This window comes from Exiguobacterium sp. s102, from assembly GCF_018618635.1.
Taxonomy (GTDB): domain Bacteria; phylum Bacillota; class Bacilli; order Exiguobacteriales; family Exiguobacteriaceae; genus Exiguobacterium_A; species Exiguobacterium_A oxidotolerans.
Map to the genome: position 1 here is coordinate 665,026 of NZ_JACSML010000002.1, position 23,687 is coordinate 688,712.

General features: G+C 48.1%; 32 protein-coding genes. 18 read left to right on the plus strand and 14 right to left on the minus strand.

The window, feature by feature from the left end; all coding sequences use genetic code 11:
* Window positions 1-5 precede the first annotated feature (5 nt).
* Window positions 6-1,208 carry an MFS transporter gene (locus KNQ02_RS08460; protein ID WP_214769459.1) on the minus strand — a complete coding sequence of 401 codons (1,203 nt, stop codon included), beginning with the start codon at window positions 1,206-1,208 and terminating at the stop codon, window positions 6-8.
* A gap of 329 nt (window positions 1,209-1,537) precedes the next feature.
* Here KNQ02_RS08460 and KNQ02_RS08465 point away from each other — a divergent pair, with 329 nt between their 5' ends.
* A complete protein-coding gene (locus tag KNQ02_RS08465; RefSeq protein WP_012370213.1) occupies window positions 1,538-1,867 on the plus strand; it encodes a winged helix-turn-helix transcriptional regulator in 330 nt (109 codons plus the stop codon).
* A 158-nt stretch (window positions 1,868-2,025) separates the two neighbouring features.
* The gene (locus KNQ02_RS08470; protein ID WP_214807981.1) at window positions 2,026-2,310 is read left to right on the plus strand and encodes a hypothetical protein; all 285 of its coding nucleotides are present in this window, start codon (window positions 2,026-2,028) and stop codon (window positions 2,308-2,310) included.
* Here KNQ02_RS08470 and KNQ02_RS08475 read toward each other — a convergent pair.
* On the minus strand, window positions 2,297-2,866 hold the full coding sequence (locus KNQ02_RS08475; protein WP_251135043.1) for a hypothetical protein: 570 nt from the start codon (window positions 2,864-2,866) through the stop codon (window positions 2,297-2,299). The two genes, KNQ02_RS08470 and KNQ02_RS08475, sit on opposite strands and share 14 nt — an antisense overlap.
* A gap of 213 nt (window positions 2,867-3,079) precedes the next feature.
* On the opposite strand from KNQ02_RS08475, the gene KNQ02_RS08480 reads away from it, so the two are divergent.
* From KNQ02_RS08480 to KNQ02_RS08495, 4 genes are all read left to right on the plus strand, one after another.
* A complete protein-coding gene (locus KNQ02_RS08480; RefSeq protein ID WP_214769455.1) occupies window positions 3,080-4,183 on the plus strand; it encodes a type I restriction endonuclease in 1,104 nt (367 codons plus the stop codon).
* Window positions 4,184-4,687: 504 nt separating this feature from the next.
* Complete coding sequence (locus KNQ02_RS08485) at window positions 4,688-6,628, plus strand: glycoside hydrolase family 3 protein (RefSeq protein ID WP_214807983.1); 1,941 nt, start codon at window positions 4,688-4,690, stop codon at window positions 6,626-6,628.
* Window positions 6,629-6,771: 143 nt separating this feature from the next.
* Window positions 6,772-7,656 carry an N-acetylmuramic acid 6-phosphate etherase gene (gene murQ, locus KNQ02_RS08490; protein WP_214807985.1) on the plus strand — a complete coding sequence of 295 codons (885 nt, stop codon included), beginning with the start codon at window positions 6,772-6,774 and terminating at the stop codon, window positions 7,654-7,656.
* A gap of 13 nt (window positions 7,657-7,669) precedes the next feature.
* Window positions 7,670-9,043 (plus strand): PTS transporter subunit EIIC, encoded by a 1,374-nt coding sequence (locus KNQ02_RS08495; RefSeq protein WP_214807988.1) that lies wholly within the window; start codon window positions 7,670-7,672, stop codon window positions 9,041-9,043.
* Window positions 9,044-9,135: 92 nt separating this feature from the next.
* Here the strand turns inward: KNQ02_RS08495 and KNQ02_RS08500 are convergent, their stop codons facing one another.
* Window positions 9,136-9,624 (minus strand): DUF4825 domain-containing protein, encoded by a 489-nt coding sequence (locus KNQ02_RS08500; RefSeq protein ID WP_214807990.1) that lies wholly within the window; start codon window positions 9,622-9,624, stop codon window positions 9,136-9,138.
* 136 nt (window positions 9,625-9,760) lie between these two features.
* On the opposite strand from KNQ02_RS08500, the gene KNQ02_RS08505 reads away from it, so the two are divergent.
* Window positions 9,761-10,810, plus strand: coding sequence for a DUF871 domain-containing protein (locus KNQ02_RS08505; protein WP_214807992.1), 1,050 nt, complete (start codon window positions 9,761-9,763; stop codon window positions 10,808-10,810).
* Between the two features lie 115 nt (window positions 10,811-10,925).
* Here KNQ02_RS08505 and KNQ02_RS08510 read toward each other — a convergent pair whose 3' ends face one another.
* Window positions 10,926-11,792: an alpha/beta fold hydrolase gene (locus KNQ02_RS08510; RefSeq protein ID WP_214807995.1), complete on the minus strand. Its 867-nt coding sequence runs from the start codon at window positions 11,790-11,792 to the stop codon at window positions 10,926-10,928.
* 113 nt (window positions 11,793-11,905) lie between these two features.
* On the opposite strand from KNQ02_RS08510, the gene KNQ02_RS08515 reads away from it, so the two are divergent.
* The 3 genes from KNQ02_RS08515 to KNQ02_RS08525 all read left to right on the plus strand — a co-directional run bounded on the left by KNQ02_RS08515 (window position 11,906) and on the right by KNQ02_RS08525 (window position 13,317).
* Window positions 11,906-12,583, plus strand: coding sequence for a glyoxalase (locus tag KNQ02_RS08515; protein WP_214769442.1), 678 nt, complete (start codon window positions 11,906-11,908; stop codon window positions 12,581-12,583).
* Between the two features lie 64 nt (window positions 12,584-12,647).
* Window positions 12,648-13,007 carry a DUF2178 domain-containing protein gene (locus KNQ02_RS08520; RefSeq protein ID WP_214769439.1) on the plus strand — a complete coding sequence of 120 codons (360 nt, stop codon included), beginning with the start codon at window positions 12,648-12,650 and terminating at the stop codon, window positions 13,005-13,007.
* Between the two features lie 145 nt (window positions 13,008-13,152).
* A complete protein-coding gene (locus tag KNQ02_RS08525) occupies window positions 13,153-13,317 on the plus strand; it encodes a hypothetical protein (RefSeq protein WP_214769437.1) in 165 nt (54 codons plus the stop codon).
* 246 nt (window positions 13,318-13,563) lie between these two features.
* Here KNQ02_RS08525 and KNQ02_RS08530 read toward each other — a convergent pair whose 3' ends face one another.
* The 5 genes from KNQ02_RS08530 to KNQ02_RS08550 all read right to left on the minus strand — a co-directional run bounded on the left by KNQ02_RS08530 (window position 13,564) and on the right by KNQ02_RS08550 (window position 15,799).
* Window positions 13,564-13,947, minus strand: a complete 384-nt coding sequence (locus tag KNQ02_RS08530; protein ID WP_214769434.1) for a hypothetical protein — start codon at window positions 13,945-13,947, stop codon at window positions 13,564-13,566.
* Between the two features lie 22 nt (window positions 13,948-13,969).
* On the minus strand, window positions 13,970-14,395 hold the full coding sequence (locus KNQ02_RS08535; protein ID WP_088836956.1) for a MarR family winged helix-turn-helix transcriptional regulator: 426 nt from the start codon (window positions 14,393-14,395) through the stop codon (window positions 13,970-13,972).
* A complete protein-coding gene (locus tag KNQ02_RS08540; RefSeq protein WP_214765795.1) occupies window positions 14,392-14,835 on the minus strand; it encodes a MarR family winged helix-turn-helix transcriptional regulator in 444 nt (147 codons plus the stop codon). Before KNQ02_RS08540 ends, KNQ02_RS08535 begins: the two co-directional genes overlap by 4 nt.
* Window positions 14,836-14,988: 153 nt before the next feature.
* Window positions 14,989-15,207 (minus strand): PLD nuclease N-terminal domain-containing protein, encoded by a 219-nt coding sequence (locus KNQ02_RS08545; RefSeq protein ID WP_088836958.1) that lies wholly within the window; start codon window positions 15,205-15,207, stop codon window positions 14,989-14,991.
* Window positions 15,208-15,256: 49 nt separating this feature from the next.
* The gene (locus KNQ02_RS08550; RefSeq protein ID WP_088836959.1) at window positions 15,257-15,799 is read right to left on the minus strand and encodes a hypothetical protein; all 543 of its coding nucleotides are present in this window, start codon (window positions 15,797-15,799) and stop codon (window positions 15,257-15,259) included.
* 227 nt (window positions 15,800-16,026) lie between these two features.
* Between KNQ02_RS08550 and KNQ02_RS08555 the strand changes: the two genes are divergently transcribed.
* Window positions 16,027-16,497: a DUF2243 domain-containing protein gene (locus tag KNQ02_RS08555; protein WP_088836960.1), complete on the plus strand. Its 471-nt coding sequence runs from the start codon at window positions 16,027-16,029 to the stop codon at window positions 16,495-16,497.
* 3 nt (window positions 16,498-16,500) lie between these two features.
* The gene (locus tag KNQ02_RS08560) at window positions 16,501-17,295 is read left to right on the plus strand and encodes a cytochrome c oxidase assembly protein (protein ID WP_214766186.1); all 795 of its coding nucleotides are present in this window, start codon (window positions 16,501-16,503) and stop codon (window positions 17,293-17,295) included.
* A 20-nt stretch (window positions 17,296-17,315) separates the two neighbouring features.
* Here the strand turns inward: KNQ02_RS08560 and KNQ02_RS08565 are convergent, their stop codons facing one another.
* The 3 genes from KNQ02_RS08565 to KNQ02_RS08575 all read right to left on the minus strand — a co-directional run bounded on the left by KNQ02_RS08565 (window position 17,316) and on the right by KNQ02_RS08575 (window position 19,418).
* Window positions 17,316-18,596 carry an MFS transporter gene (locus KNQ02_RS08565; protein WP_371816417.1) on the minus strand — a complete coding sequence of 427 codons (1,281 nt, stop codon included), beginning with the start codon at window positions 18,594-18,596 and terminating at the stop codon, window positions 17,316-17,318.
* A gap of 124 nt (window positions 18,597-18,720) precedes the next feature.
* Complete coding sequence (locus KNQ02_RS08570) at window positions 18,721-19,182, minus strand: GNAT family N-acetyltransferase (protein ID WP_214765802.1); 462 nt, start codon at window positions 19,180-19,182, stop codon at window positions 18,721-18,723.
* A 14-nt stretch (window positions 19,183-19,196) separates the two neighbouring features.
* Window positions 19,197-19,418, minus strand: a complete 222-nt coding sequence (locus KNQ02_RS08575; RefSeq protein ID WP_214765805.1) for a DUF4177 domain-containing protein — start codon at window positions 19,416-19,418, stop codon at window positions 19,197-19,199.
* A gap of 134 nt (window positions 19,419-19,552) precedes the next feature.
* Between KNQ02_RS08575 and KNQ02_RS08580 the strand changes: the two genes are divergently transcribed.
* Window positions 19,553-19,744, plus strand: coding sequence for a hypothetical protein (locus KNQ02_RS08580; RefSeq protein WP_214765808.1), 192 nt, complete (start codon window positions 19,553-19,555; stop codon window positions 19,742-19,744).
* 77 nt (window positions 19,745-19,821) lie between these two features.
* Here the strand turns inward: KNQ02_RS08580 and KNQ02_RS08585 are convergent, their stop codons facing one another.
* On the minus strand, window positions 19,822-20,079 hold the full coding sequence (locus tag KNQ02_RS08585; protein WP_214765810.1) for a hypothetical protein: 258 nt from the start codon (window positions 20,077-20,079) through the stop codon (window positions 19,822-19,824).
* 13 nt (window positions 20,080-20,092) lie between these two features.
* Window positions 20,093-21,205 (minus strand): GGDEF domain-containing protein, encoded by a 1,113-nt coding sequence (locus KNQ02_RS08590; RefSeq protein ID WP_088836963.1) that lies wholly within the window; start codon window positions 21,203-21,205, stop codon window positions 20,093-20,095.
* A 178-nt stretch (window positions 21,206-21,383) separates the two neighbouring features.
* On the opposite strand from KNQ02_RS08590, the gene KNQ02_RS08595 reads away from it, so the two are divergent.
* The 5 genes from KNQ02_RS08595 (at window position 21,384) to KNQ02_RS08615 (ending at window position 23,656) form a co-directional block, all read left to right on the plus strand.
* Window positions 21,384-21,563 carry a hypothetical protein gene (locus KNQ02_RS08595; RefSeq protein WP_214801429.1) on the plus strand — a complete coding sequence of 60 codons (180 nt, stop codon included), beginning with the start codon at window positions 21,384-21,386 and terminating at the stop codon, window positions 21,561-21,563.
* Window positions 21,564-21,578: 15 nt separating this feature from the next.
* Window positions 21,579-21,779 (plus strand): hypothetical protein, encoded by a 201-nt coding sequence (locus tag KNQ02_RS08600; RefSeq protein WP_088836965.1) that lies wholly within the window; start codon window positions 21,579-21,581, stop codon window positions 21,777-21,779.
* Between the two features lie 144 nt (window positions 21,780-21,923).
* A complete protein-coding gene (locus tag KNQ02_RS08605; RefSeq protein WP_214807998.1) occupies window positions 21,924-22,727 on the plus strand; it encodes a helix-turn-helix domain-containing protein in 804 nt (267 codons plus the stop codon).
* A gap of 21 nt (window positions 22,728-22,748) precedes the next feature.
* Window positions 22,749-23,411: a M15 family metallopeptidase gene (locus KNQ02_RS08610; protein ID WP_214801432.1), complete on the plus strand. Its 663-nt coding sequence runs from the start codon at window positions 22,749-22,751 to the stop codon at window positions 23,409-23,411.
* Window positions 23,408-23,656 carry an SPP1 phage holin family protein gene (locus tag KNQ02_RS08615; protein ID WP_214769812.1) on the plus strand — a complete coding sequence of 83 codons (249 nt, stop codon included), beginning with the start codon at window positions 23,408-23,410 and terminating at the stop codon, window positions 23,654-23,656. The genes KNQ02_RS08610 and KNQ02_RS08615 overlap by 4 nt, the downstream gene beginning before the upstream one ends.
* The last annotated feature ends 31 nt before the right edge of the window (window positions 23,657-23,687 follow it).

Here is a 23,687-nt window from a genome sequence, read left to right on the forward strand (position 1 = left end):
CCTCCTTACTGGTGTTCGAGACGACGGGAGACGGCAGTCAAAATGACGGCGAGAATGACCATGATGCCACCGACCCACGGTGTGTGAACGAGTCCAATCGTGTCGGCGACAAGTCCGCCGATCGTTGCACCGAGGGCGATCCCGATGTTAAAGGCGGAGATGTTTAATGCAGACGCGACATCGACGGCAGCCGGGACATATTTTTCAGCGAGCTGAACGATATAGAGTTGCAGTCCCGGGACATTCATGAAGGCGAGCAATCCCATTAGAATAATGCCGATGATACCGGCGACTTTAAACGGAATCATAAATGACAAGGCGATCATGACGATGGCGTGCAAAATGAACATATAGAACAATGCTTTAATCGGATTGCCGTTGGCGAGTTTTCCACCTGCTGCGTTGCCGATCGCGACGGCAATGCCGTAGACGAGCAGGATGATGCTGATCAGGCTCGGACTGATTTTCGTGACGTCCTGCATGATCGGCGTCAAGTAGGTGAAGGCGACAAACGTTCCACCGTAACCAAGCGCAGTGATTAAGAAACCGAGCAGCAGACGCCCGTTCGTCAACAATTTAAACATGTCGGAAAACTTCGCTGGTGGAGATTGTTTCAAGTCTTTTGGAATTAAGAAGAAACTGGCGATGATTGAGACAAGACCTAATGCGGCTACTGCGAAGAACGTCGCGCGCCAACCGAACGCTTGACCGATGAACGTACCAAGCGGGACGCCGGTAACCGTTGCGACCGTCAGTCCGGTGAACATCAAGGCGATGGCACTGGCTTTTTTATCTGCCGGTACGAGCTGAACGGCAATCGTCGCACCAATCGAGAAGAAGACACCGTGCGAGAATGCGGTGATAAAACGGGCGACGATCAACAGTTCAAAACTGGGAGCGACGGCAGAGACGAGATTACCGGCGATAAAGACGACCATCAATGCCATCAGTAACGTTTTCCGGTTCATCCGGTTCGTTAAAGCAGTCAGAATCGGGGCACCGACGGCGACGCCAATCGCGTAACCGGAAATGATCAACCCGGCAAGAGTGATGCCGATATTTAAGTCACCGGCGATGGCAGCAAGCAATCCGACCGGGACGAATTCTGTTGTTCCGATGCCGAAAGCGCTGATTGCAAGGGCAAGCAGGGCGAGGCGACCGTTTTTAGGAACCTGTTCCTGTTCGGAACGGGGGTTTAATTGATTCATGATAATTCCTCCTAAGGTTGAAATGAATAAAAAACAGTTTGTTGCCGGCAGACCGGGCCCAGTCTGCTTGATGAAAAGGAGAAGCTTCTGCATCCCATCATAGAGTGGCAAGTTGAATTAAGGAAGTACGCACTTTCAAGTACCATAGGCACTAAAAAGTACCTTACCTACTTTTATCAAATCAATGGACGAAAGCAACTTGTACTTTCTGTTGACAGTTGTTATCATAAACCCATCAAATGCACTTGAGAAGTACGCACTTTTAAGTACGATAGGCACTAAAAAGTACCTGTCCCGCTGTACTCCAAGAATCGAAAGGAAGAATCAGCATGGCCTATAACATTCCGGTCGAAGCGACGCTGCAAGTCATCGGAGGCAAATGGAAAGTCGTCATCATGTGCCATCTCATCAAAGGGGAACGCCGCACGAGTGAGTTGAAAAAGCTGATGCCGAACATCACGCAAAAAATGTTGACGCAGCAATTGCGCGAGCTTGAACAGGACGGTGTCATCATCCGGACCGTCTACGAACAAGTCCCACCGAAAGTCATCTATTCCTTATCCGACTACGGTTGGTCATTGCGTCCGATTCTCGACGCCATGTGTGCGTGGGGTGAAGGACATATCGATTTGACGGGTGAGGAAGTCGTTTCTTCTTAAAGCGGACCATCATACTGCACAGCAAAACGACCGTCCTGATTTCAGGCGGTCGTTTTTGTTAGTACGATTGAAGTGTTTGACCGTGCGAAAGGATTAGAGATTAAAACGGAAAATTCCTTATTAAGGAAATTCATTTCTTAATAGGAGCTGGTCCGTTTATGCTGTCTGTCGATGCATGGTTTTACATTTATTTTGCAATTGGAGCAGTGGTTGTTTTTCTCATCGGTTGCGGGATTGCCAAGAATACACAAAAGCAGGACAGCGGCTTTTCGTTTATCCTGCTGATGAGTGCGGTGTTGTTCACAACTCTAGTTTACGGATTCAACGGTGCGGCAAGAGAAGTCTTGATGGGAACGTTGCCTTGGCTGATCAATCTCATATTCGGTGGCGTACTTCTGATCGTGTTCCTTGTTTGCTCCAAAATGCTTTTCAAAAGAATTTAAAGGTCAGTCGCAATCGACGGACGGTTTCTTTCATAGGACCGTCCGTATGTACGTGGTTAAAGAGGGTAACGACTCCCTCGTCGTTCGATGACGAGCATGTGATCCGTGATCTCTTCCGGTTCGGATCATACGTGATTCGTTCGGACAACCGGATTTCGTATTGCTCCAAACCCTCGATGGTTTGCAAATAGTCCGGCAATCTTTCGGTCGGTTCCGTTAAAATTGAATCGGTAATCGGAAAATTATCGTCGTTCGGATTATTTGTATGGATAAAAACCGCGTCCGATCCTGCATCCAGCTGGGACAGTTCGATCCAGAGCTGGTACGGTTGTCCCCACGTTTGAAGAGCGGTGTTTAACTCATCCATCAGATGAAACAAGGCCTGGACATGTGCTGTTCGCATCTTAAGGTGACCGTTTCCGTGTCCGTCAAAATCGAGGTGGACGTGCCAAAAATCGAACCAGCTGTCAGGACTGAAATCGAGCGGATGGGCGCTGAGTTGTTGTTCTTTTTGAAGATTTCGGAAGTATCGCCGTTTGCCTCTGAATTTTTTCATGTCTTTAGTACTCCTTTACGTGAATCGAGTTATGTAATTATCATTTTTACACGTCAAACTAAGTTAAATAAAGCGAACCGGATAATTTCTGATTAAATATCGTTAATTTCTGTTTTTACTTGGTGGTAAATGGAAAGTCCTATATAATGTGAATTAACATTAGTTCACTTTAAATACATCTTTACTGAACTATGAAATGAGGAGGTTTTTACATTGGAAAAATTTTCTTCAGATATTCGTTTGGTCTCTCAAAGGATTCAACAAATTCAACATTCGATTTCTACCGAAGAAGCTACTAAAACCGCTTTAATTATGCCGTTTTTTCAAACGTTGGGTTATGACGTATTTAATCCGGCAGAGTTCACTCCGGAGTATATTGCTGACGTCGGAATAAAAAAGGGTGAAAAGGTTGATTATGCAATCATGGATCAGGGACAGCCGACTATTCTTATTGAAGCTAAATCAATTCGAGAACCTCTCACGAAACATGATTCGCAACTGTTTAGGTACTATGGAACGACACAAGCTAAGTTTGCTATTTTAACGAATGGCGACACTTATCGATTCTACACGGATTTAGAAACACCCAACGTAATGGATACTGTTCCATTCTTTGAAATTACACTGTCTACCATTAAGGATAATGAAATCAAAGAGCTGTACAAATTTAAAAAACAAGAATTTAACGTCAACACGATTCTCTCTACAGCAGAGGAACTAAAATATTTAAGTGCGATTAAAGAACAGTTAAAAACACAATCACAGTTACCGAGCGACGAGTTTATTAGATTACTGATTCAAGACTGCTATCAAGGGATTAAAACGCAAACTGTGGTTGATAAGTTTAGACCTATCGTTTCAAAAGCGTTTACGCAGTTCATGAATGAGAATATGAATGAACGAATCAAACATGTAATTTCAGGAGACTCGGAATCATCGACGGTCTCTGTTCCTTCCTCATCAGAGTTAGAAGCAGAAAATACCATCGATGAACCGGCTATAGATATTCCATCACAGCCTTCGATTGAAACCACACAAGAAGAAATTGAGGGTTATGCGACCGTAAAGGTGTTACTTGGATCGACAGTCGATAAAAATCGAATTTTTTATCGGGATAACGCGAGCTACTTTAACATTCTCATTGATGATAGTAATCGGAAATGGGTCTGTCGTTTGCACCTTAATTCATTAACAAATAAATATATAACTTTCCGTGATGAACCGAATGTGCGACATAAAATTAATGAAGTATATGAAATCGAACAATATAAAGAGCGCTTATCAGATATCGTCAACGAAATCATTGCTTCAACTTAATTTCCTTATTTAGATGTCTGTCTTCACAGAATTTATGGCTAGGAAGCCCGCTGCTTCAGTGGTTGGAATGTCAGTTCCAATTCTTACTTTTGATAGCGAGGGCATTGACGTGATTTCCGACATGAATCGCTTTTAAGGGAAAGGGTAACCAAAACCAGCCCTGCATCGTAGCGTAGCGGCGTACAAGATTGGCGCTAAGAGGCGATTTGAGAAAAGAATGAAATGAGCGGCTAAACATTCATGAACACCAGATTTTTAATTGTTCTACAACCTGCCTACCTTTAGCGAGGTAGGTTTTTTTATTTCATTTCAGTAATTTTATTTTAATTTGTTTACGCTTTCAATTAAAACATTGTTTCTTAAATAAGGACTTGCTATACTGTTGGTGAACACGGGGAACTTGCGCACGAATTACGGATCAACGAGCGATGTACAGTCAAAACGATGTTTTATATTACATTGTCTTATAACGGTCAATGATTTCATTAAAGGGGAGCTGAGCACATGGGACAGAAACTCAACTGGACGGCAACACTCGGATTGACGACGGCGCTACTCGCTGCGTCGCTACCGATGCAACCGGTCGCGGCGGAAACGACAACCTCCGTCACGGAGCGGGTCGACGCACAACTCGATCAGATGACGCTCGAACAGAAAATCGGACAAATGATCATGCCGGATTTCCGGCTGTGGGACGGGGTCAACCATACGCAGTTGGCACCGGAAGTCGGACGGGTCATCGACCGGTTTGACTTAGGCGGCGTCATCTTGTTTGCGGAAAATGTCAGTGCAACGGAACAGACGACGAAACTGGTCCATGACTTGCAGGAAGTCATCAAAAGTGACGCGAGTAACGACATTCCGCTGTTCGTGACGATTGACCAGGAAGGCGGCATCGTGACACGCCTCGGGACGGGGACGAACTTACCGGGAAACATGGCAATCGGGGCGACCCGCAGTCCGGCTTATGCGGAAGCGGCAGGCGGTATCATCGGGTCCGAGTTGAAGGCGCTTGGCATCAACGTCAACTTTGGTCCGGTCCTTGATGTCAACAACAACCCGGGCAATCCGGTCATCGGCGTCCGCTCGTTTTCGAGTGATCCACAGCTGGTTGGGGAACTCGGTTCGGCAATGACACGCGGCATCCAGGAACAAGGTGTCGTTGCGACGGCGAAACACTTCCCGGGACACGGCGATACGGCGGTCGATTCGCATTACGGTCTGCCGGTCGTCGATAAATCACTTGAAGCATTACAACAGCTTGAACTGATTCCGTTTAAACGGGCGATTGCGGAAGGCATCGACATGATCATGACGGCACATATCGGCATGCCGCAAATCGAGGATGAAGTCGTCGAGTCCAAACAAGGGACGTTCCCGTTACCGGCGACGTTGTCGGATGACGTCATCACCGGTGTCCTGCGCGAAGAACTCGGCTATGACGGACTTGTCGTCACCGATGCCTTGAACATGCAGGCGATTGCCGACAACTTCACGGAGTCGGAAGCCGTCATCAAGACGTTTAAAGCAGGCGTCGATATCGCCTTGATGCCGACGATTTTAAGATCTGCGAACGATGTGACGAAACTGGAGACGATTTTTGACGATGTGATTGCAGCCGTTGAAGCCGGTCAATTATCGGAAGCAACGATTGACGCATCCGTCGAACGAATTTTGACGTTAAAAGCAACGCGCGGCATTTGGAACGAAACAGTCGACGCGGTGACGCTCGACGAAAAACTCGTACAAGCAAAAACGGTCGTCGGCAGTCCGGAGCATAAAGCACTTGAACGAGAAATGACGGAAGCCGCGGTCACGCTCGTCAAGAATGATAAGAAAACACTGCCTCTTAAACCAAAGAAAGGCGAGACGATCCTCGTCCTGTCACCGGCAAAAGATCAGACGGACAGTATGGTCAAGACGATCCGGTCGCTTGAGAAAAACGCCGGTAACCTGAAACACGTCAACATCGTGACGGGAAATTATACGGCGTCGACGCCGCACCTGGAGCAAAACCCGAATCTGCAAGAAAAGCTGGATGCGGCGGACTACATCATCGTCGGCTCAAACGTCAACAACAGTGACAAGCTGAAAGCGACGGCGGCGGATCATTATGTACCGGCGGAAGTCTTCCGTCAGGCGAAACGGACCAACACACCGTCCGTCCTGCTCAGTCTCCGGAATCCGTATGATGTCGCCGTGCAACCGGACGCGAAAGCGCAACTGCTTGTCTACGGTTTCAAGGGCGATCCAAACGGGCCCGACTCGGAAGCCGGGAACACGAAATCGGCCGGACCGAATTTACCGGCAGGAATCCGTGCCATCTTTGGTGAAGTGAAACCACAGGGAGAACTGCCGGTCGATGTCCCGAAATTTGAGGACGGTCTGTTTAAAGAGGAGCTTCATCTCGAGTTTGGAGACGGGTTCCGGAACTGGAACCGGTAAGTGTGAAGGGAATAGGTGAGCTCAATCAATCGGATTGGGCTTTCCCTACTGACTTTTTTTGCAATAAAATTTTAATGATTTGTTAAGTGGAGTAAACTAAAGTTTTTTAAAGGGTTACATAGTGAGTAGAGAGGGTGTTGACGATGTTAGATAAATTAGCGACAGAACGACGAAACGAACGAACGATGCACCTGGATGACATGGCGGTCGAAGAGGTTCTGCGTGTCATGAATGAAGAAGATGCGTCGGTTGCGAGCATCATCCGACAAGAAATTCCGGTGATTGCAGAAGTCGTCAAACAGGTCATTACGTCGTTTCAGGCCGGTGGGCGCCTGATCTACATTGGAGCCGGGACGAGCGGACGACTCGGTGTCCTCGACGCGGCGGAATGTGTGCCGACGTTCGGTGTCTCGCCGGACATGGTCGTCGGACTGATTGCGGGTGGGGAACGGGCACTGATTCAAGCCGTCGAAGGGGCGGAAGACAGTCAGACGCTTGCCGTCGAAGATTTACAGGCACTTAAAGTAAACGTAAACGACACCGTCATCGGCATCGCGGCGAGCGGACGGACACCGTATGTCATCGGCGGACTGGATTATGCACACGAAGTCGGTGCGACGACGGCTGCCCTGTCCTGTAACAAACAAGCAGTCATCAGTAAGCACGCGCAGTACAAGATTGAAGTCGAAACCGGACCGGAAGTCTTGACCGGTTCAACTCGGCTCAAAGCAGGCACGGCACAAAAACTTGTCCTGAACATGATTTCGACGGCGGCGATGATCGGCGTCGGAAAGGTCTATCAAAACTTGATGGTCGACGTCCAGTCGACGAACGAAAAGTTAGAAGTCCGTGCGAAACGGATGATTGTCGAAGCGACAGGGGTTGACGGAGAGACGGCAGCGCGTACTTTCACTTCGGCGAACGGTCACGTCAAGACGGCGATCGTGATGATTTTAGCCGACATATCGTATGATGAAGCAGTCGAACGCTTGCACCGCGCAAACGGATTCGTCCGTGATGCACTTTAAGGGGGGATAAAAGATGAAAAAAGAAGAAATCTTGGCGGAAGCCATCCTCGCACAGGTCGGGGGAACGGATAACATTCGGCAACTCGCCCACTGCATGACACGGGTCCGGTTGTCGCTGAAAGACCCGACGAAAGCAGACATCGAGGCACTTAAACAAATCGACGGTGTCATGGGTGTCATCGATGACGAGACGTTACAACTCGTCGTCGGACCGGGGACGGTCAACCGGGTCGCGGATCATCTCAGCCGCACGACAGGACTTGCAATCGGTGAGGAATCGGTCGACGAAAACTTGACGTTCGAGGAACGGGCCGCGATCGAACGGCAAAAAGTTAAAGAGAAACAAAAGTCCCCGTTCAAGCGCTTCTTGCGCCGGATCGGGAACATCTTCATCCCGCTCATCCCGGGACTGGTCGCATCCGGAATCATCAACGGCGGAGCGAACTTCGCGAAGAATGCCGGAGTCGATGCAACAGTGACCTGGATGCAGATTCTATTGTTACTCGGAAGTACCGTCTTTGCCTACTTAGCGATCCTCGTCGGCTGGAACACGGCGAAGGAGTTTGGCGGCACACCTGTCCTCGGAGCGATTGCCGGCGGGATTCTATTTAATCCGTTACTCGTCGACATCGTTATATACGGGGAACCGCTCGTCGTCGGTCGGGGTGGGTTGTTTGGTGTCATCTTTGCCGCCTGGCTGATGACCTATCTTGAAAAACACATCCGCCGCTTCATGCCGGTCTCGATCGATATCATCTTTACACCGCTGTTTACGGTCTTGATTGTCGGCTTTACGGCACTTTATGCAATCATGCCGGTCGCCGGCATCTTGTCCGACGGCATCATGTTAGGCATCAATGCAACGCTTGAAGTCGGTGGACCACTCGCCGGTGCCGTGCTCGCCGGATTCTTCCTGCCGCTCGTCATGGTCGGTCTCCATCATGGCTTGACACCGATTCATTTGGAGCTCCTGAACACGATTGGCGATACGCCACTCTTACCGATTCTCGCGATGGCAGGTGCCGGACAAGTCGGGGCGGCACTGGCGATTTTCGTCAAGACGCGGAATCAGCGTTTACGTAACATCATCAAGGGGGCGATTCCGGTCGGTTTCCTCGGAATCGGTGAACCGCTATTGTACGGGGTCACGTTGCCGCTCGGTCGTCCATTCTTGACGGCTTGTATGGGAGCGGCCGTCGGTGGCGCGTTCCAGGCGACGATGAAGACGACGGCGCTTGGAATCGGTGTATCCGGTCTATCATTGACACCGTTGATTGATAACGGGATGTACTTGACGTATATCGCTGGTCTCGTCATCTCATACGCGGCAGGGTTCCTGTTTACGTATTGGTTTGGCTTTAAGGAGGAAATGGCAGACGGGATTTAACGGGGATAGAGGATTTCAGAAGAAATAAAAGGATGGAAGATCACGGTTGAGGTGATGTTCCATCTTTTTTTTGGCTCCCGGCCCATTCAAAATCAATGAGCAAAAAACTGATTCACTGATTTATCGGACTTCAGCTGATTCCGGATCAGCTTTTTCAAGTCCTGTTCCTGTTCGATTGTGCTGAGTTGCGTGTTGTACCACCCATCAAGCTGTTCCCGCGTCACCTTGAAGGTATAGTCCGGGAACGAAAAGGTGATGTGGTCGACATTATCGACAAGTGCAAAGAGATAGGTTGCATTATACAAGACCGTTTCTTTGATTTCTTGTTCGACTTCTTCTGTCTCAATTTCTTTATAGTCTAAAGTGATTCCGTACGGTGTTTGTTTGGTTTCAAGAGCGATCTGTCGCAACTCTTGATGGTGTGCCAATTGCTTGACGATCGTTCCGACAGCACTGTTATCGCCGACATAAGTATGTTTGTAGTGGAACAGGTCCACCTTTGAATCAGCACGTTGGCTGTAGCCGTTCCAAATCAGTACGAGGCAGACAATCGACAGCAATGGGATTAAAATTCGTTTCATTGATAATCGCTCCTTTAAGTATCTCCTCCTCATGGTATCATAATTTGTAGAATACCTCCTAAAAAATTCTTATATTGGTACTTTAGTAACAATTCGTTAAGAGCAAATATCCAGTCAATCAAGAGGAGTGAAGCAGATGAAAGGACTCGCCGTTTATTTAAGTGAACCATTGACTGATGAGGCGAAAGACAACATCCGGCAGATGCGGACAATTGGTTTTACCTCAATCTTTACCTCATTACATATTCCGGAAGACGACCCGACGCTGTATACGGAGCGCTTGCGCTCGCTCGGGGCGCTCGCTCGGGAGCTCGAGATGGAACTCGTCGCGGATATCGCACCGAGTTCGCTTGCCGCACTCGGCAAGACGTGGGACGATGCTGCTACCTTAATCGAATGGGGCGTGACCGGACTGCGGGTCGACTACGGCGTGACACCGAAGCAGGTCGCGGACTTGTCAAAACAGATGATGGTCGCCTTAAACGCTAGTACATTGACGGCAGAAGAGCTCGCTGCGATGAAAGCAGAGGGGCTTGTCCTTGAGCAGATCGAGGCCTGGCACAACTATTATCCGCGACCGGAAACAGGACTCGATCTGGGCTGGTTCAATGATAAAAATGAATGGCTCCGTGGGCAGGGAATCCGTGTCCAAGCGTTCATTCCGGGAGACGGACAACGGCGTGGTCCACTTTACGAAACGTTACCGACGCTCGAAGTCCACCGCAGGAGATCACCGTTTGCCTGTTATCTCGAGCTTCAAGCATCCGTCGACCGGATTCTGATTGGGGACCCGGGTTTGTCGGCGAGCACGATGAACCAGTTTGCTGCCTATCAGGAGGGAATCATTGTCCTCCGGGCGACGGGTCCAAGCGGTGATCCGTTGTTGACGCGCGTACAGACGAATCGACTGGATCCGGCACGCGACGTCATCCGGTCCGTCGAGTCGCGTAGCTCCGGTCGGCCGGGCAATGGATTATTAGAACCCGCGACCGTATCAGACCGGCCTGTCGGCTCGATCACGATCGACAATCTTAAGTACGGACGGTACGCCGGCGAATTGCAAGTCACGAAACGGAATCTTGCGGGCGACGAACGGGTCAATGTCATCGGTCGCGTGATCGAGGCGGATCGGCCGTTGCTGCAACAGATTGGACCCGGGGGACGGTTTCAAATCGAATGGTGCTGATCGTAGTGGCCTAACAGCAGGTCACGTAAGAAGAGACGTCCATGCCTTGCATATGCTCGGCGTGGGACGTCTCTTGTTGTTTTTGTGCAAGCTATCATGATTAGCTCCATGTCATCTATCTCGTGAAGGGGGCGGAAACATCATCCGTTGACCAGTTTTTCCGAATCGCTTCAAGGACAACCTCCGGATCATCCCAGTGCAAGATGTGGGAAGTTGACGGAGCAGATATTACCGTCCCACCGGTTTTCTCCTGCCAGATGGCAATCGCTTCTTGGCGGAACGGTTCATCCGAGACGGGTAACGTCGCCCGCAGCAACAGCACGTTTTCCCCCGGGACGTCGTCGAGGAAGTCGAGAATTTCGTCCTGATACATTGCCGCCAGGATCGCACGCGCCGTTTTCGCACGGGCATGCCAGTAATACCGTCCGTCCTGCATCCGGACGAAATCTTGTCCGGCCAAGTCAAGTAACGGCGACCGGCGCATCTTCGGTCCATAGACAGCGACGTCTAAAAACTCTTCGAGTGTCGCAACCGATTCTTCGAAGTCGGTCTCGTAAAAGGCAGCTTCTTGCTCGAGCGGTGTGCCGCGCAATCGTTTACTCTGATACCCACCGTCAATCAAAATCGAGCCGCGGACCCGCTCCGGCTGTTCCTTCTGATAAAAGAGCGCGATGAAACTACCCCAGGAGTGCGAGAGAAAATAGAAATCTTGGATTTGTAGAAGTTCAAACAGTTGGTTCAGCCAATCGGAGAAGCGGGCAAACCGGTAGTCGTTTTCGTCTGCGAACGGTTCCGTTTTCCCGTGACCCGGGGCGTCAATCGAAACAATCCGGTAGTCATGTTTCAAGGAATCAGCCAGTTCAATGAAGCTGAGGCTTGTTCCGCCGAGGCCGTGCAGGCAAAAAATCACCGGACGGTCCGGTTCGCCCCATTCGGTGACCTGTGTAGAGGTACCTGCGCATTCAATGTTATACCGTTTCATTTGACTTCCTCCGTTTCGATAGGTGAGTTCTTACTTTTTAACCATTATTATACATCATTTACTGTATACTGAAGCTAAGAAATTGAAGGGAAACACTATGGAGGGAATGCGGAATGAAAATTACAGTGGCGACACTTTGGACGGATCAGGTAAAACCGATGCAGGACTTTTACACTGGGACACTCAGTTTTCCGCTCGTCGAGGAAACGGAAACATCCTTTGCGGTCCAAATCGGAACGAGTCAGCTTCGGTTTGAACAGGACACGATGCAGGAAGAGAAACAATATCACTTTGCGTTCAATATTCCGGGAGATGCGTTTCAGCTGGCGAAGAATTGGTTGCAGCAGCACGTACCGTTATTGATCGAGGACGGTGCGGACGAAATCTATTTCGAAAACATCGATGCCCATTCCGTCTACTTTTACGATCCGGACGAGAACGTCGTCGAATTGATTGCCCGGCGTGATGTCAATCCGGATAAGTCGCTTTCAACGTTTAGCGTACAGGATATACTCGATATCGGTGAAATGAACGTGACGACGCCGGACGTCGCCGGTGTCGGGGCAAGATTTGCTGAACTGGGTATCGTTCGGCGGGATCTTCAGCCGATCAAACCGGATGTCCTGAACTTCCTCGGAGAAGCGGAAGACGGAACCCATCTGTTGCTCGGGCGCGCCGGACGGCCGTGGTTATTTTCACCGAAAATAGCGCTGACGAGTCCGCTCGAGTTAGAGATCGATAATCAGATGCATGTCCGACTTGATCGGGAGGGTGTGCTGCATCGTAAATAAGAGGTAGAACTGTGTCTACGCGATTAAAAATATGTTAATGACGTCTAAAAGAGGAGAGTGAATCATGAAAAGAGTCAATGTGTTCAGGCGTTTTCTAGCTGCTGCTTTTCTGTTGTATGGAGGATACTTAGCTGTATTTGAAGGACCGGACACGCTCAGCATCGCTTTAATTTTAGCGGGCATTACCCAGTTAACGGTTGATTTAGTTTTTCCGAAGAACGATTCGGTTGATGAGCGGCAACGGTCCGTCCAGTCGAAAAGTGGCAGTACATCTTATGCTTTAAGTATTGTGTATGCGTTCTCTCTCTTAGCGCTCGTTCACTTTAATCTCATTCAACATGTCATGACGGCGTTATTGATCATGTTTAGCTTGCAAATGCTTACGTACACGGCAATGCTGTTCTTGTATAAACGCGTTATGTAGTAAAGATTAAAAATTGTTAAAAACGACGCTAGCAAGCTCCTAATGCCCGAACGCTTGGCGACCGTTAGCGACGGACGGACGTTTACTGATTGACAACGTATTTGTAATGTATTTAGTGAAGGTACATTGAAAGGAGAAGATGGTTTTGAATAAATACTATATGGCTGCCATCGTAGCGATCATCATATCGGCTGTATTATTCTTTACGAGTACATATGAGACAAAAGCAGGTGCAGTAATGCTAGCCATTTGTGTAGGTGCATTTGTAAAATTTACTGCAGATGGTGTATTGTCGACTGCTAAAAAATAAGTCTTAAAATAATTTGAATTGAGGCTGGAACAGAGCACGGTTTCGAGGGTATTTTTCTATGAGGAAAACCGAAGATGAAACGTAAACTAGGCTTCACTCTTGTAGTGGCAAACCTGAGAAAGTGGCCCATTCAGACTATTGCCTGAGGGCCAATCTGATAATATAGAACGAAAAAAGAAGGAATTGCGCATCTATGACGATAGCAATTCCTTCTTTCCATTCTAAGTCAGCTAGTCATATCGCATTCTAATAGTATTCCGACAGCTGCTCTCGTGACGCTTCCGTTAAATAACCGAGCGACAAGAAGCTTTGAACGAAGCGGAAAGAATCCGCAGGTTGATTCGGCGCCAGGTCGTCAGCGAAGTGATGCGGTGTCTTGTGCACCTCGATGCCGGCAGCCTGCAGTTTGACGAAGTCAAAGTCGAGGACGACCGTATCCGTCTCGTCCCAAGGGGGTTCTGAGTTCGAATAGAACTGATGGACGGTCTGTGCGAGTTGATTTGTTATAGGGTTCAGCTCAAACAGTAAATAACCGCTATGCGGACTTTCCGTGTGAAGGTTTGTAGAGATGCCGCCCCGGGCAACGATTGCCGGTAAAAACTGACGATGGGTGTAGTGTCTGAGAATCATGCCGGCCGGCCTCCTTTTGCTATCAAAATTGACTGTTTTGCATTTTGTTCAACAATTGATCAAACGTTTGATGATCGTTTTTCGTAAAGGACTGAAAGTAACGCTCGTCGATGACTTCGATGACCGGCGCGGATGCCTGGACGAGTGTTTCCCCGTCCGCCGTCAGAACGATCCGTTTTTCACGGTCAATCCGTTTACGGGTTAAGAGTCGGTTTTGCATCAGTTTTTTAAGCGTCTGTGAAATCGATCCGCTCGAGAGCTCGAGTGTCGTCTCAAGCGACTTTTGTGTCGCGCTCTCTAGTTGGTACAACGTATAGAGCATATCGAATTGAGAACGTGAGAGTTCCCATTGTTTTAACGTATCATTGACTTCTTTGACGTAACGATTGTGGATGCGTTGGATCGATTGCCAGTGTCCAATCGATGAAAAGGCAGCATGTGGATTCATCGAACTTCCCCTTCCTGTTGTTGTGTACTATGGAGCTGCATTACAAGTTGATGTAACGCGTGTTGTTGCGATGTGGTCAAGGCATGAAATTGATTCGCTTGAAAACGTTCGTACTTCGGTAAGACTTCGTTTAAAAACCGTTCTCCAGCCGGTGTCAGATGGAAATAGTTGACCTTGCGGTGACGTTGTTTTTCGATCAGTCGCTTGGCGAACAGCTTTTTAATCCCTTGAGAGATCGTCCCGTCCGTGACATGAATCAGGCGGGCGATTTCTTTTTGACTTGTACACGTCGTCGACTTTAAGCAGCGCAAGACCTCGAACATCGTGTGCGAGAGGTCCCACGTCTTTAAGAAGGCATTGACTTGTTTCGTTTGATGATTGTGGTACGTCGTAATCGTGTTCCAGCATGCGATCGGTAATGTCTCTGTATTGGGTTGCATATGTAACCTCTTGTTTTAAAGTGATAGTACGATTTGATTAGATACAAAATAACACAAAAAAGGGGGCGGGACTAGCTCTTATTTTTGGAAAAAACACATCGCTGTACAATACTTGTTCCAGTAGCAGGACAGGCGTTGTATAGCGATGTGTTTTTAATCGGCGCTTTGCTTGTTTACATTGTCTGCCGGGTGACGGCCCCAAGCTAAATAAAGGAGAGGGCCGATGTAATTGACACTGAAAATGGTGAGACCCCAAACCCACTTCGGTCCACGTGTCTGCTGACGCTTAAACAAATCGATACAAGCGACGGCGAGTAAACAAAACCCCGTCAAATAAATCGTTTTTTGTAAAAATGATTGAATATGATTCATAGTGTGTCACCGCACTCTCCAAAAATAATTGACGTTGATCATCAGATCGTTACGTCACAAAAAGTTCGGCATTGAAATTTTGAAGGATCAATGCATTTTGATGTAATTGAAAACCGTACCGGGTAAAACAATCTGTCGATACTTGGCCATGATGCGTGACGATTTCAAAGTCACCGCTGATTCGATAATAAAGATGACGTTTTTGTACATCATTAATCAAAGCTTCTAACAGAAGATTACGTTCGCCGAGTCCTTCTTTGCGGACGTGGACGTCAAGTAACGTAAAGGTTGCAACCTCTTTATGATTACAATGATACGTTTTAGTATATTCAATCGTCATGTGTGACCGGGATGAGATTAGCGACTTGGTCGTTTGCGGATTCTCTAATAGCGTGACGTAATAGATAAAATCTAACTTGTGTACATTGCGCGTAACTTGGACGACTTGATTTTCGTTGTTGTAAGCCAGTCCTATTAAAGATTCCTGTGGATGATCCTGAATCGTAAGGGAGCGGCTCCTGCATACATCCGGCCATTCATTTTCGGGAATCCATTTTAGTGCAGGCCTCCGGGGTGTCCTGATGAATTTCATAATATGCGTGGAACCTCCTTTTTGACTAGTACTTTGAATATACACTTTTTGGAAAAATTATAAAAGGAACGGTATTAATATTATTTAACCAAAATCAAAAAAATGGACAGGGGGAAAGCATCTTTTCATTCCAGGCGGTCATTTTCCTGGAAGATATACGTTTATCACACCTGTAAGAGGGAAAATTCGTGTTGAAGTGTATATCTAAAAAAAGGAAGTGTCCGTTCATGCAGAAAAATCAACAGCGTTATGCGTTGCGCAACCTCGGGTCCGGTTTTTTATTCGGTCTGGGTCTCGTCGCATTTTTAGACGAAGTCATTTTTCACCAATTGTTAGGCTGGCATCATTTTTATGACAAATCAACGACCGCGGTCGGACTGTTTTCCGATGGTCTGTTTCACGCATTCAGTTGGTTCGCGACAGTGGCAGCCCTGTTTCTAGTTGCGGACTTACGGAGACGATCCGCCTTTTGGATGAAGCGGTGGATCAGTGGTGTGATGATCGGCGGAGGTTTTTTCCAATTGTACGATGGTCTGATCAATCATAAAGTCTTCGCAATTCATCAAATTCGTTACGGTGTGGAACTTCTTCCGTATGATATCGCTTGGAATGCAATCGCTGCGCTTATTTTAGCGGGAGGGATTGTGTTATTCCTGCAGACCGGGAAACAACTGCGGACGACAGAGGAGGTAAAATAAGTGATGCATACGCATGAAGGCATGGGAAACGGTTTTGAAACGAGTGTGATGCTCCTCGTGCTCGTCTTACTTCTCGTTTATCCGGTTGCCGCCTGGAAAACGAACAATCACTACCGGCGCTGGCCAATCCATCGGTACGTGTTTTGGGGAAGCGGGATACTGAGTGCCGGTGCTGCGCTCGTCGGTCCGGTTGCAGACTGGGCACACATGAACTTCGCGGGACATATGACGGGGCATCTCTTACTCGGGATGCTCGCACCACTCCTGCTCGTGTTTGCGAAGCCGGTGACGTTATTGTTACGGACGCTACCCGTGCAGGCGGCAAGACGGGTGACGGGCGTCTTGAACAGTCAGCCGCTTCGTCTCTTGACGCACCCGATGACGGCAACGGTTTTAAACATCGGCGGCTTGTACCTGCTTTATACGACAGGACTCTATCCGATGATGCATCAGTCGACTGCACTCTATGCCCTGATCCATCTCCACGTCTTCCTGGCCGGTTACTTGTTTACAAGTGCCCTGATCTATATCGATTTGACGCCGCACCGTTACAGTCACGTCTACCGGGCGGGTATTTTAATACTGGCGTTGGCGGGGCATAAGATTCTTTCGAAATATCTCTACGCTCATCCACCCGGTGGAGTGGGGAAGGTGGAAGCGGAACAAGGGGCCATGCTGATGTATTACGGGGGAGATGTCGTTGATCTCGCGCTCATCATCATTCTCTGTTATCACTGGTACGAGGCGACGGCGCCGCGTTTACAACCGTCAAAAACATTGGAAATGAGGAAGGGCTGAAGGAAACGGTTTGTTGTTTCTTACGAGACTTTTATCTCCTCTTCGATTGGCTGCTCATAAAGATCTTGCTTCGAACGGTTAAAGACGAGCGGTATAGTGAGTAAACCGATGAGTAAAAAACCAATTGAAAAGATGATGTATGTCGCGCGGATGGAAAAGGCTTCGGCGAGTAAACCGATTGTCGCCGTCAAGAGAATGATGAAGAGTGACTCGGCGACATGGATGACTCCTGAAAAGCGGCCCATGAGATTGACCGGGACATTGTTTTGGTAAAACGATAAAAAGCCCGTATTCGCAAACGATAGAGCGAATGTCAGTAGGAAAAAGCCGGCGGAAGCTACCATGAAGTTATCGGAAGTAGCGAATAGAAGATAGCCGATGGGCGTAGTGACTGCACCGAAGCCAATCAAAAAGCGAAGACGCAGCCATTTCGTGCAGGTCGCATTAATGATGGAACCGAAGATGATCCCGATCCCGGCGATACTGACAAGAAATCCATAGGTGCTTTCCGAGAAACCGAGCACACGTGTCGCAAACGAAGCCTCGAGTGAATCAAGACCCGACATGAAAATCATCATGACGCAAAAGAGACTGTAGACGAGCGTGATGTAACGGTGCTGGCTCGTAAAGCGCAACGTTTCTTTCCAGTCGCTGATAATCATTTGAAGACTCAATCGTTCTGCCTGCGCAAAGGTCAATTCTTTTTCTAAAGCGGGCAGGAAAAATAAGATAAGGGCAGAAATGGCGAGCGCGACAGCATTGATATGAATCGCAAGGGACGGTGAGCCCATGATGAACAGGAGACCGGCAATCGTCGGACCGACAATGAAACCGCACGATTGAATGAAATTTTTCAACGCATTAAAACGTTGACGATTACCTTTTGAGACAAGCTTCGTCATATAAATCATCGATGTGGATTCAAACAAGGAGCTGCCAACGTTGATCAAAAAGACAAATATATAGAGGAAGAACAACGAGTCGATAAAGGGGAGAAGGGCGATGAAGAGTGCTCGTGATAAATCGAGTAGCATCATCAATTTACGTTTGTCGACCCGGTCAATCAAAGAACCTGACCATAAACTCGTTATTAAAGAAGCGACAGGAACTAACATGTATAAAAGTGACACCGCGAACGCAGAACTTGTTCGATCAAGAATAATCAAATTGAGGGCAATGAAGTACACCCAGGCGCCTAAGTTCGAGATTCCGACACCAATCAGGAGTAAAGCAGGGTATTTCCAAGCTGTACGATTTATAGTCGGGCGCTCCCTTCTGGTTGTAAATAACCAATTTTTTATTTAGAAATAGAAATTTATTACATTTGATGTTACGCGATTGTTTGTTTGAAGGCAATCAAATGTTTGAAGCGACACGAAAAAAGAAGTAGCGACAATAATATCGCTACCACATGGTGTTGTGGAACTAGTTAATCGGATTTGTTTGTATTTCCCAATAAATCGTTGAATCCGTTTCTTGTAGTCGTTCCATGTTCACTTTTTCTAATACGCGGATCGATCCTCGATTGGTTGCATCCGTTTTGGCAGCGATGTTTGAGACAGCTGTTGTCTGTCGCGCCCATTGAATCAACCCTGCGACAGCTTCTGTTGCGTATCCATTCTGCCAGTAGTGCTCGAGCAAACCGTAACCGATTTCCACCTCTCCGTCTCGATCCGGTTTCCCTTTAAAGCCGGCATCACCGATAATGACATCATCTGCCTGCCGGATGATTAACCAACTCCCCCAGAATAATAAGGACGGATCCTGTTCCAATGCCTTTAAATGATTCGTAATTTCGGGACCGTTCTGATAGTTTTGACGGGTAATAACCGGAAGCTGTTCCTGTGTACATGGAATAAGTCGTAATCGAGCTGTCTCGATGTGCATGCGTTTGAGTCTCCTTAAGATGTTTTCGTGTCCGTAATTTCGAACCGTTTTGTTCGTTCAAAAATCAATTCATAGTAAGAACCGACGGCAACACCGGATGTGACGAAATCTGGTGCGAAAATTTGTACGAAGCGCCAGCCGTCTGCGGCATGTGTCGTGATTACTTCCCGGTAATCTTCCTTCGGATTACCAGATAATCGCTTAAAATCAATCCGCACGAACTTGTATTCGAACATGAAGCTACCTCCTTTGACAATCGACTAATCATACCTACGTTTCAAAATGGGAGAAGTTTCCTAATATACAATGAATGATTCACACTTATCGAGTAAAATGAAGAAATCAGTTAGTAAGAGAGTGAGGAACCATCATGAAATACATACGTTACCTGATTTACTTCGGATTGATTGTCACGATCAATTATTATTTGTCAATGTACGTTACTGTCGATAAAAAGCTACTCCATTCCTTGCTGGCGTTCGTCCTCTTAACCGGTTTTGCGTTCGTCTTGATAACGATTGAATACTTCGTTATTCGAAACGCTCATAAATCCCGCGACTAGTCCGTCGGGGCGTGCGAAAAGGAGCACAAGCGTCGTCCAAAGTAATCGGACATGCTCGTGCTCTTTTTCTGTTTCAATCAGGCTTTTCTTTTTTCGTTCAACTCTTCCGTTTCCGGATTACTCCAGCGCCACGCTGTCCGACGACTGATGAACGATGTCAAAAACATCAGGAATGTCATGACTGGTAACAGAAGCCACCACGATTGCATGAAAAACAACGAGGCAAAGGAATCGATGAAAACAAACGTATGAGCGACGTAAATCCACATGAACAGTGAACTGACGAATAGAATCGCTTCTGCCGCCGTAATGAAATCAAGTTTCTTCTCTTGCATACTTTACCTCCAATCAAGAGCGAACCGTCTCCCGGCTCGCAGTTGCTGCGACATGTTGTTCACTTTCGCTATCCAACAAAATCGTCCGGTTACGCCCTTGCTGCTTAGCGGTATACAACGCTTCGTCGGCGATGACACTCATCCGCTGAATATGAATGTTCTTCCCGTGGGCGACACCGATCGATGTCGTCACATCGATTGCCGGGAATCCATCGATTTGGAAGTGCTCAGCAGCAATTCGTTGACGAATCCGGTTTGCGACTTTGGTCGCTTTTTCCGGTGCTAAATCATAGATTAAGACCATGAACTCCTCGCCGCCAATCCGCGCCGTAAAATCATGCGGACGCGTTTCTTCTTTCAGAATGTTCGCGAACTGTTGTAGGACGAGGTCACCATTGCCATGCCCGTATGTATCATTGACGTGCTTAAAGTGGTCGATATCGAGCGCGAGAATATTGTAAATCCGACCTTCCTGTTCAAGTCCTGCCGTCCGAGTATCCCAAACCCGGCGATTGTAGAGACCGGTCAAATGATCGACTTCGGCTGACTTTTTATAAATGTCGACTTGCCGGTTCAACAGTTGAAAATCGAGCGTCAGCAGACTGGACAGAATACCGACTACCAAACCGATTGTCCATGTCGATAGCAGGAGGGTGAGGGCAGGTTGACCCCAACCTAAATTAATCAAGACGGCGATGGTGATCATTGATAATGCCCAGACGTTCATCGAGACATTTTGAAAAAACGGCCGATTGAGCAGTTTCCGGTGAAGCGCAAGCATCCCGAAACTGATGCAAAGGACGGCGGTGAAGCCGACGATAGCTTGTTCCGTCACCCCGAACAAGAAGCGGGAACAGGCAATGATCAGTGTTGCGATAACGAGCGGGAAGCGCCCCCCGTAAAACGCGAGCAAGACGAGTGGGAGGTGACGCAAATCCATCCGAAGCGTCTCATTGACGGCGATTCCCTTGAACATTAATAAAACACCTAGTGCCCCAGTCAAAAGGCCGACGATGATTGACTTGACGACATAAGATTCAAAATGGGTGGAATGGATAATTTTCGAGATGATATAAAACCCTGTGAAGGCAATGCAGGCATTCACGAGCAGTTCGACGATGAACATGGTTTTCACATCCTTGCACATGATACTTTCACATTACCACTTTGACAAAAGTTGTCAATAAAAGATAACCATTGGATATGTACATTTTTCATACACCAGATTATTTTATTCAATATAATTCAACCTGAAACCTTTTCTTCCTCCTTTTCGTAATACTAGTTGAAAAAGGGGGAGACAGATGAGTACGACAATCGGTTCATTACTCGCCATATTGATTATGCTCGTCACAATCATTTATGGCGTCGTCTACATACAAAAAAAGAAGCGGAATACGGATCGGGAAGCAACTTACAAAATCGTTTTCACGACAGCGATTCTGCTGCTCGCCTTACCGTTTATCCTAACGATATTTAAGTAACGTGGAGGTAGTGTCTTGGAACAACTCATCATTCTTATCGGTTCATTTTTAATTGCGGGTGGGATGCTCTTTACGATCATCCGGGCGGGATCAATCGCTTACCGCCGGCAACAAATCTCAAAAGGACTGTTCGTGTTCGCGACCGTCTCATCGTCGATCGGGGCCGTGTTACTCGCGGGACTGCTGCCCTTATTGTTTAGTCTCTGGTTCGAGTGAAGACTAACGAAACGTGTGTCACTGATTTTTTAATCAGCTGACGCACGTTTTTTTATTTTTTTTCGAACAATTGTCGAAACGGTCCTGTTAATCCTTAAGAGAAAGGAGGCGAACCTCCTTTGCATATCAAAGGAGGAACGAGCGATGCACCCTTATGTACAAGTCGAGCACCGTGTCCTGCGCGACGGACAACAGTTTTCATCGGTTCATGAAAAAATGATTTATTTGATTTTGGCGAGTTATGCCGGAGCATCCGGGAGTGCCTTTCCGTCGCACCAGACGATTGCGGACGCCGTCCCGTGCGGCAAGACGACCGTCAAAGCGTGTCTTGCATCGTTACTTGAAAAAGGGTTGATTGAAAAGGAGGAACGCTCCAATCAACACGGTGGACAAACATCAAATGAATATCACGTCCGACCAGTTCCGGACGCGGTACGACTACCGGGGGAGCAGGAGCCGACTACCGGGGCGGCGCGAGGTGACGACGAAGAACCTGTCTTGAAGAAACAGTCTTTAAAAAAAGAACCATCCTCAACGGCGTCATCGGTCTTCACGTTGTTCGAAGCAGAAATTGGCTGCACCTCCCCTTGGATCAAGCAGCAACTGGCGCAAGCCGTGATAAAGACGAGTCATGACGTCGTCGTCCATGCAATTGAGCAAGCGGCAGCGGCGAATGTCCGCAAGTGGCAATACGTCAAAGCCGTCATCGATCAGTTACACGCGCGTCAGATCACGTCAGGTGAACAAATCAACCGTCATGAATCGAGACGGGCGGAACGACCGGCACGGACGAAGCCGACGAAGCACCGTTCGTCAGCCGTATTACCGGCTTGGGTCGAAATGGAGCGGACAGAGCAGCGGCTGTTCGAAGAAAAGCGACGAGCGGCTTGGACGGCGTCAGTCCCGGAAGAAGCCGAACTGACGGACTTGCTCGCCCAATTGATTTAAAAAATAAAGGAGGATACACAGATGACTATCAGCACAGCATGGTTACTCGAACGCGCCGATCGGAAATTATCCGTCAAGGGAATGGACGCGGATGTCGTCACGATTACGCGGAGCGTCATCAAAGAACTCGCACAACAACAGATTTACGTCGGCGTCGCGCAAAGCTACCGGACGAAACAGGAACAGGATGCCTTGTATGCTGTAGGACGGACACGCCCCGGAAAAATCGTCACCTACGCGCGCGGGGGACAGTCGAATCATAACTTCGGTGTCGCCGTCGATCTCTTTTGTTATTCATCTGACGGAACACGCGCTGAATTTTTAGCACCACCGGACAAACGGTTGTCACGGATTGTCGCGGCGATGAAGCAGCGACAGATGGAATGGGGCGGGGACTGGACACCATTTCGGGATTATCCGCACTTTCAACTGTTCGACGCCGTCAACGGGAAGAAGAAGCCGCACCTTGCCCCGCTTTATCTAGGACGTGCTCTAGCGAAAGGGAGTCAGGACAAGGAGACGATTCGCTTGATTCAAATGAAGTTACGTCTTCCGGCGAGCGGCCGGTTTGATGACGGTCTGACGCGTGCCGTCAAAGACTTTCAGCGACAGGTGAAAATCACAGTCGACGGAATCGTTGGCCCTGTAACATGGCGTCATTTGTTTCAGGAGGGACGCGGATGACGAAGCGATATGCAGCAGCCCTGCGACTGATCGTCCCCCTCTATTCGATTGTCAATTTGACGCTTCTTGCGAGCGGGTATGATCCGCTACCATTTGCAGAGACAGCCGTCGATCTTGCAGTGACGACGCTCGTCGGCATTTTGGGTACACTCGTCGCTTGGTGGAAAAACAATAACGTCACCCGGGCCGCAAAAGAGGCGCAAGCGTTGCTTGACGAACTCAAGCGCAGTGTTCCGACGGACTGAATGTGCGATGAACACTAATACTTTGAAGTCG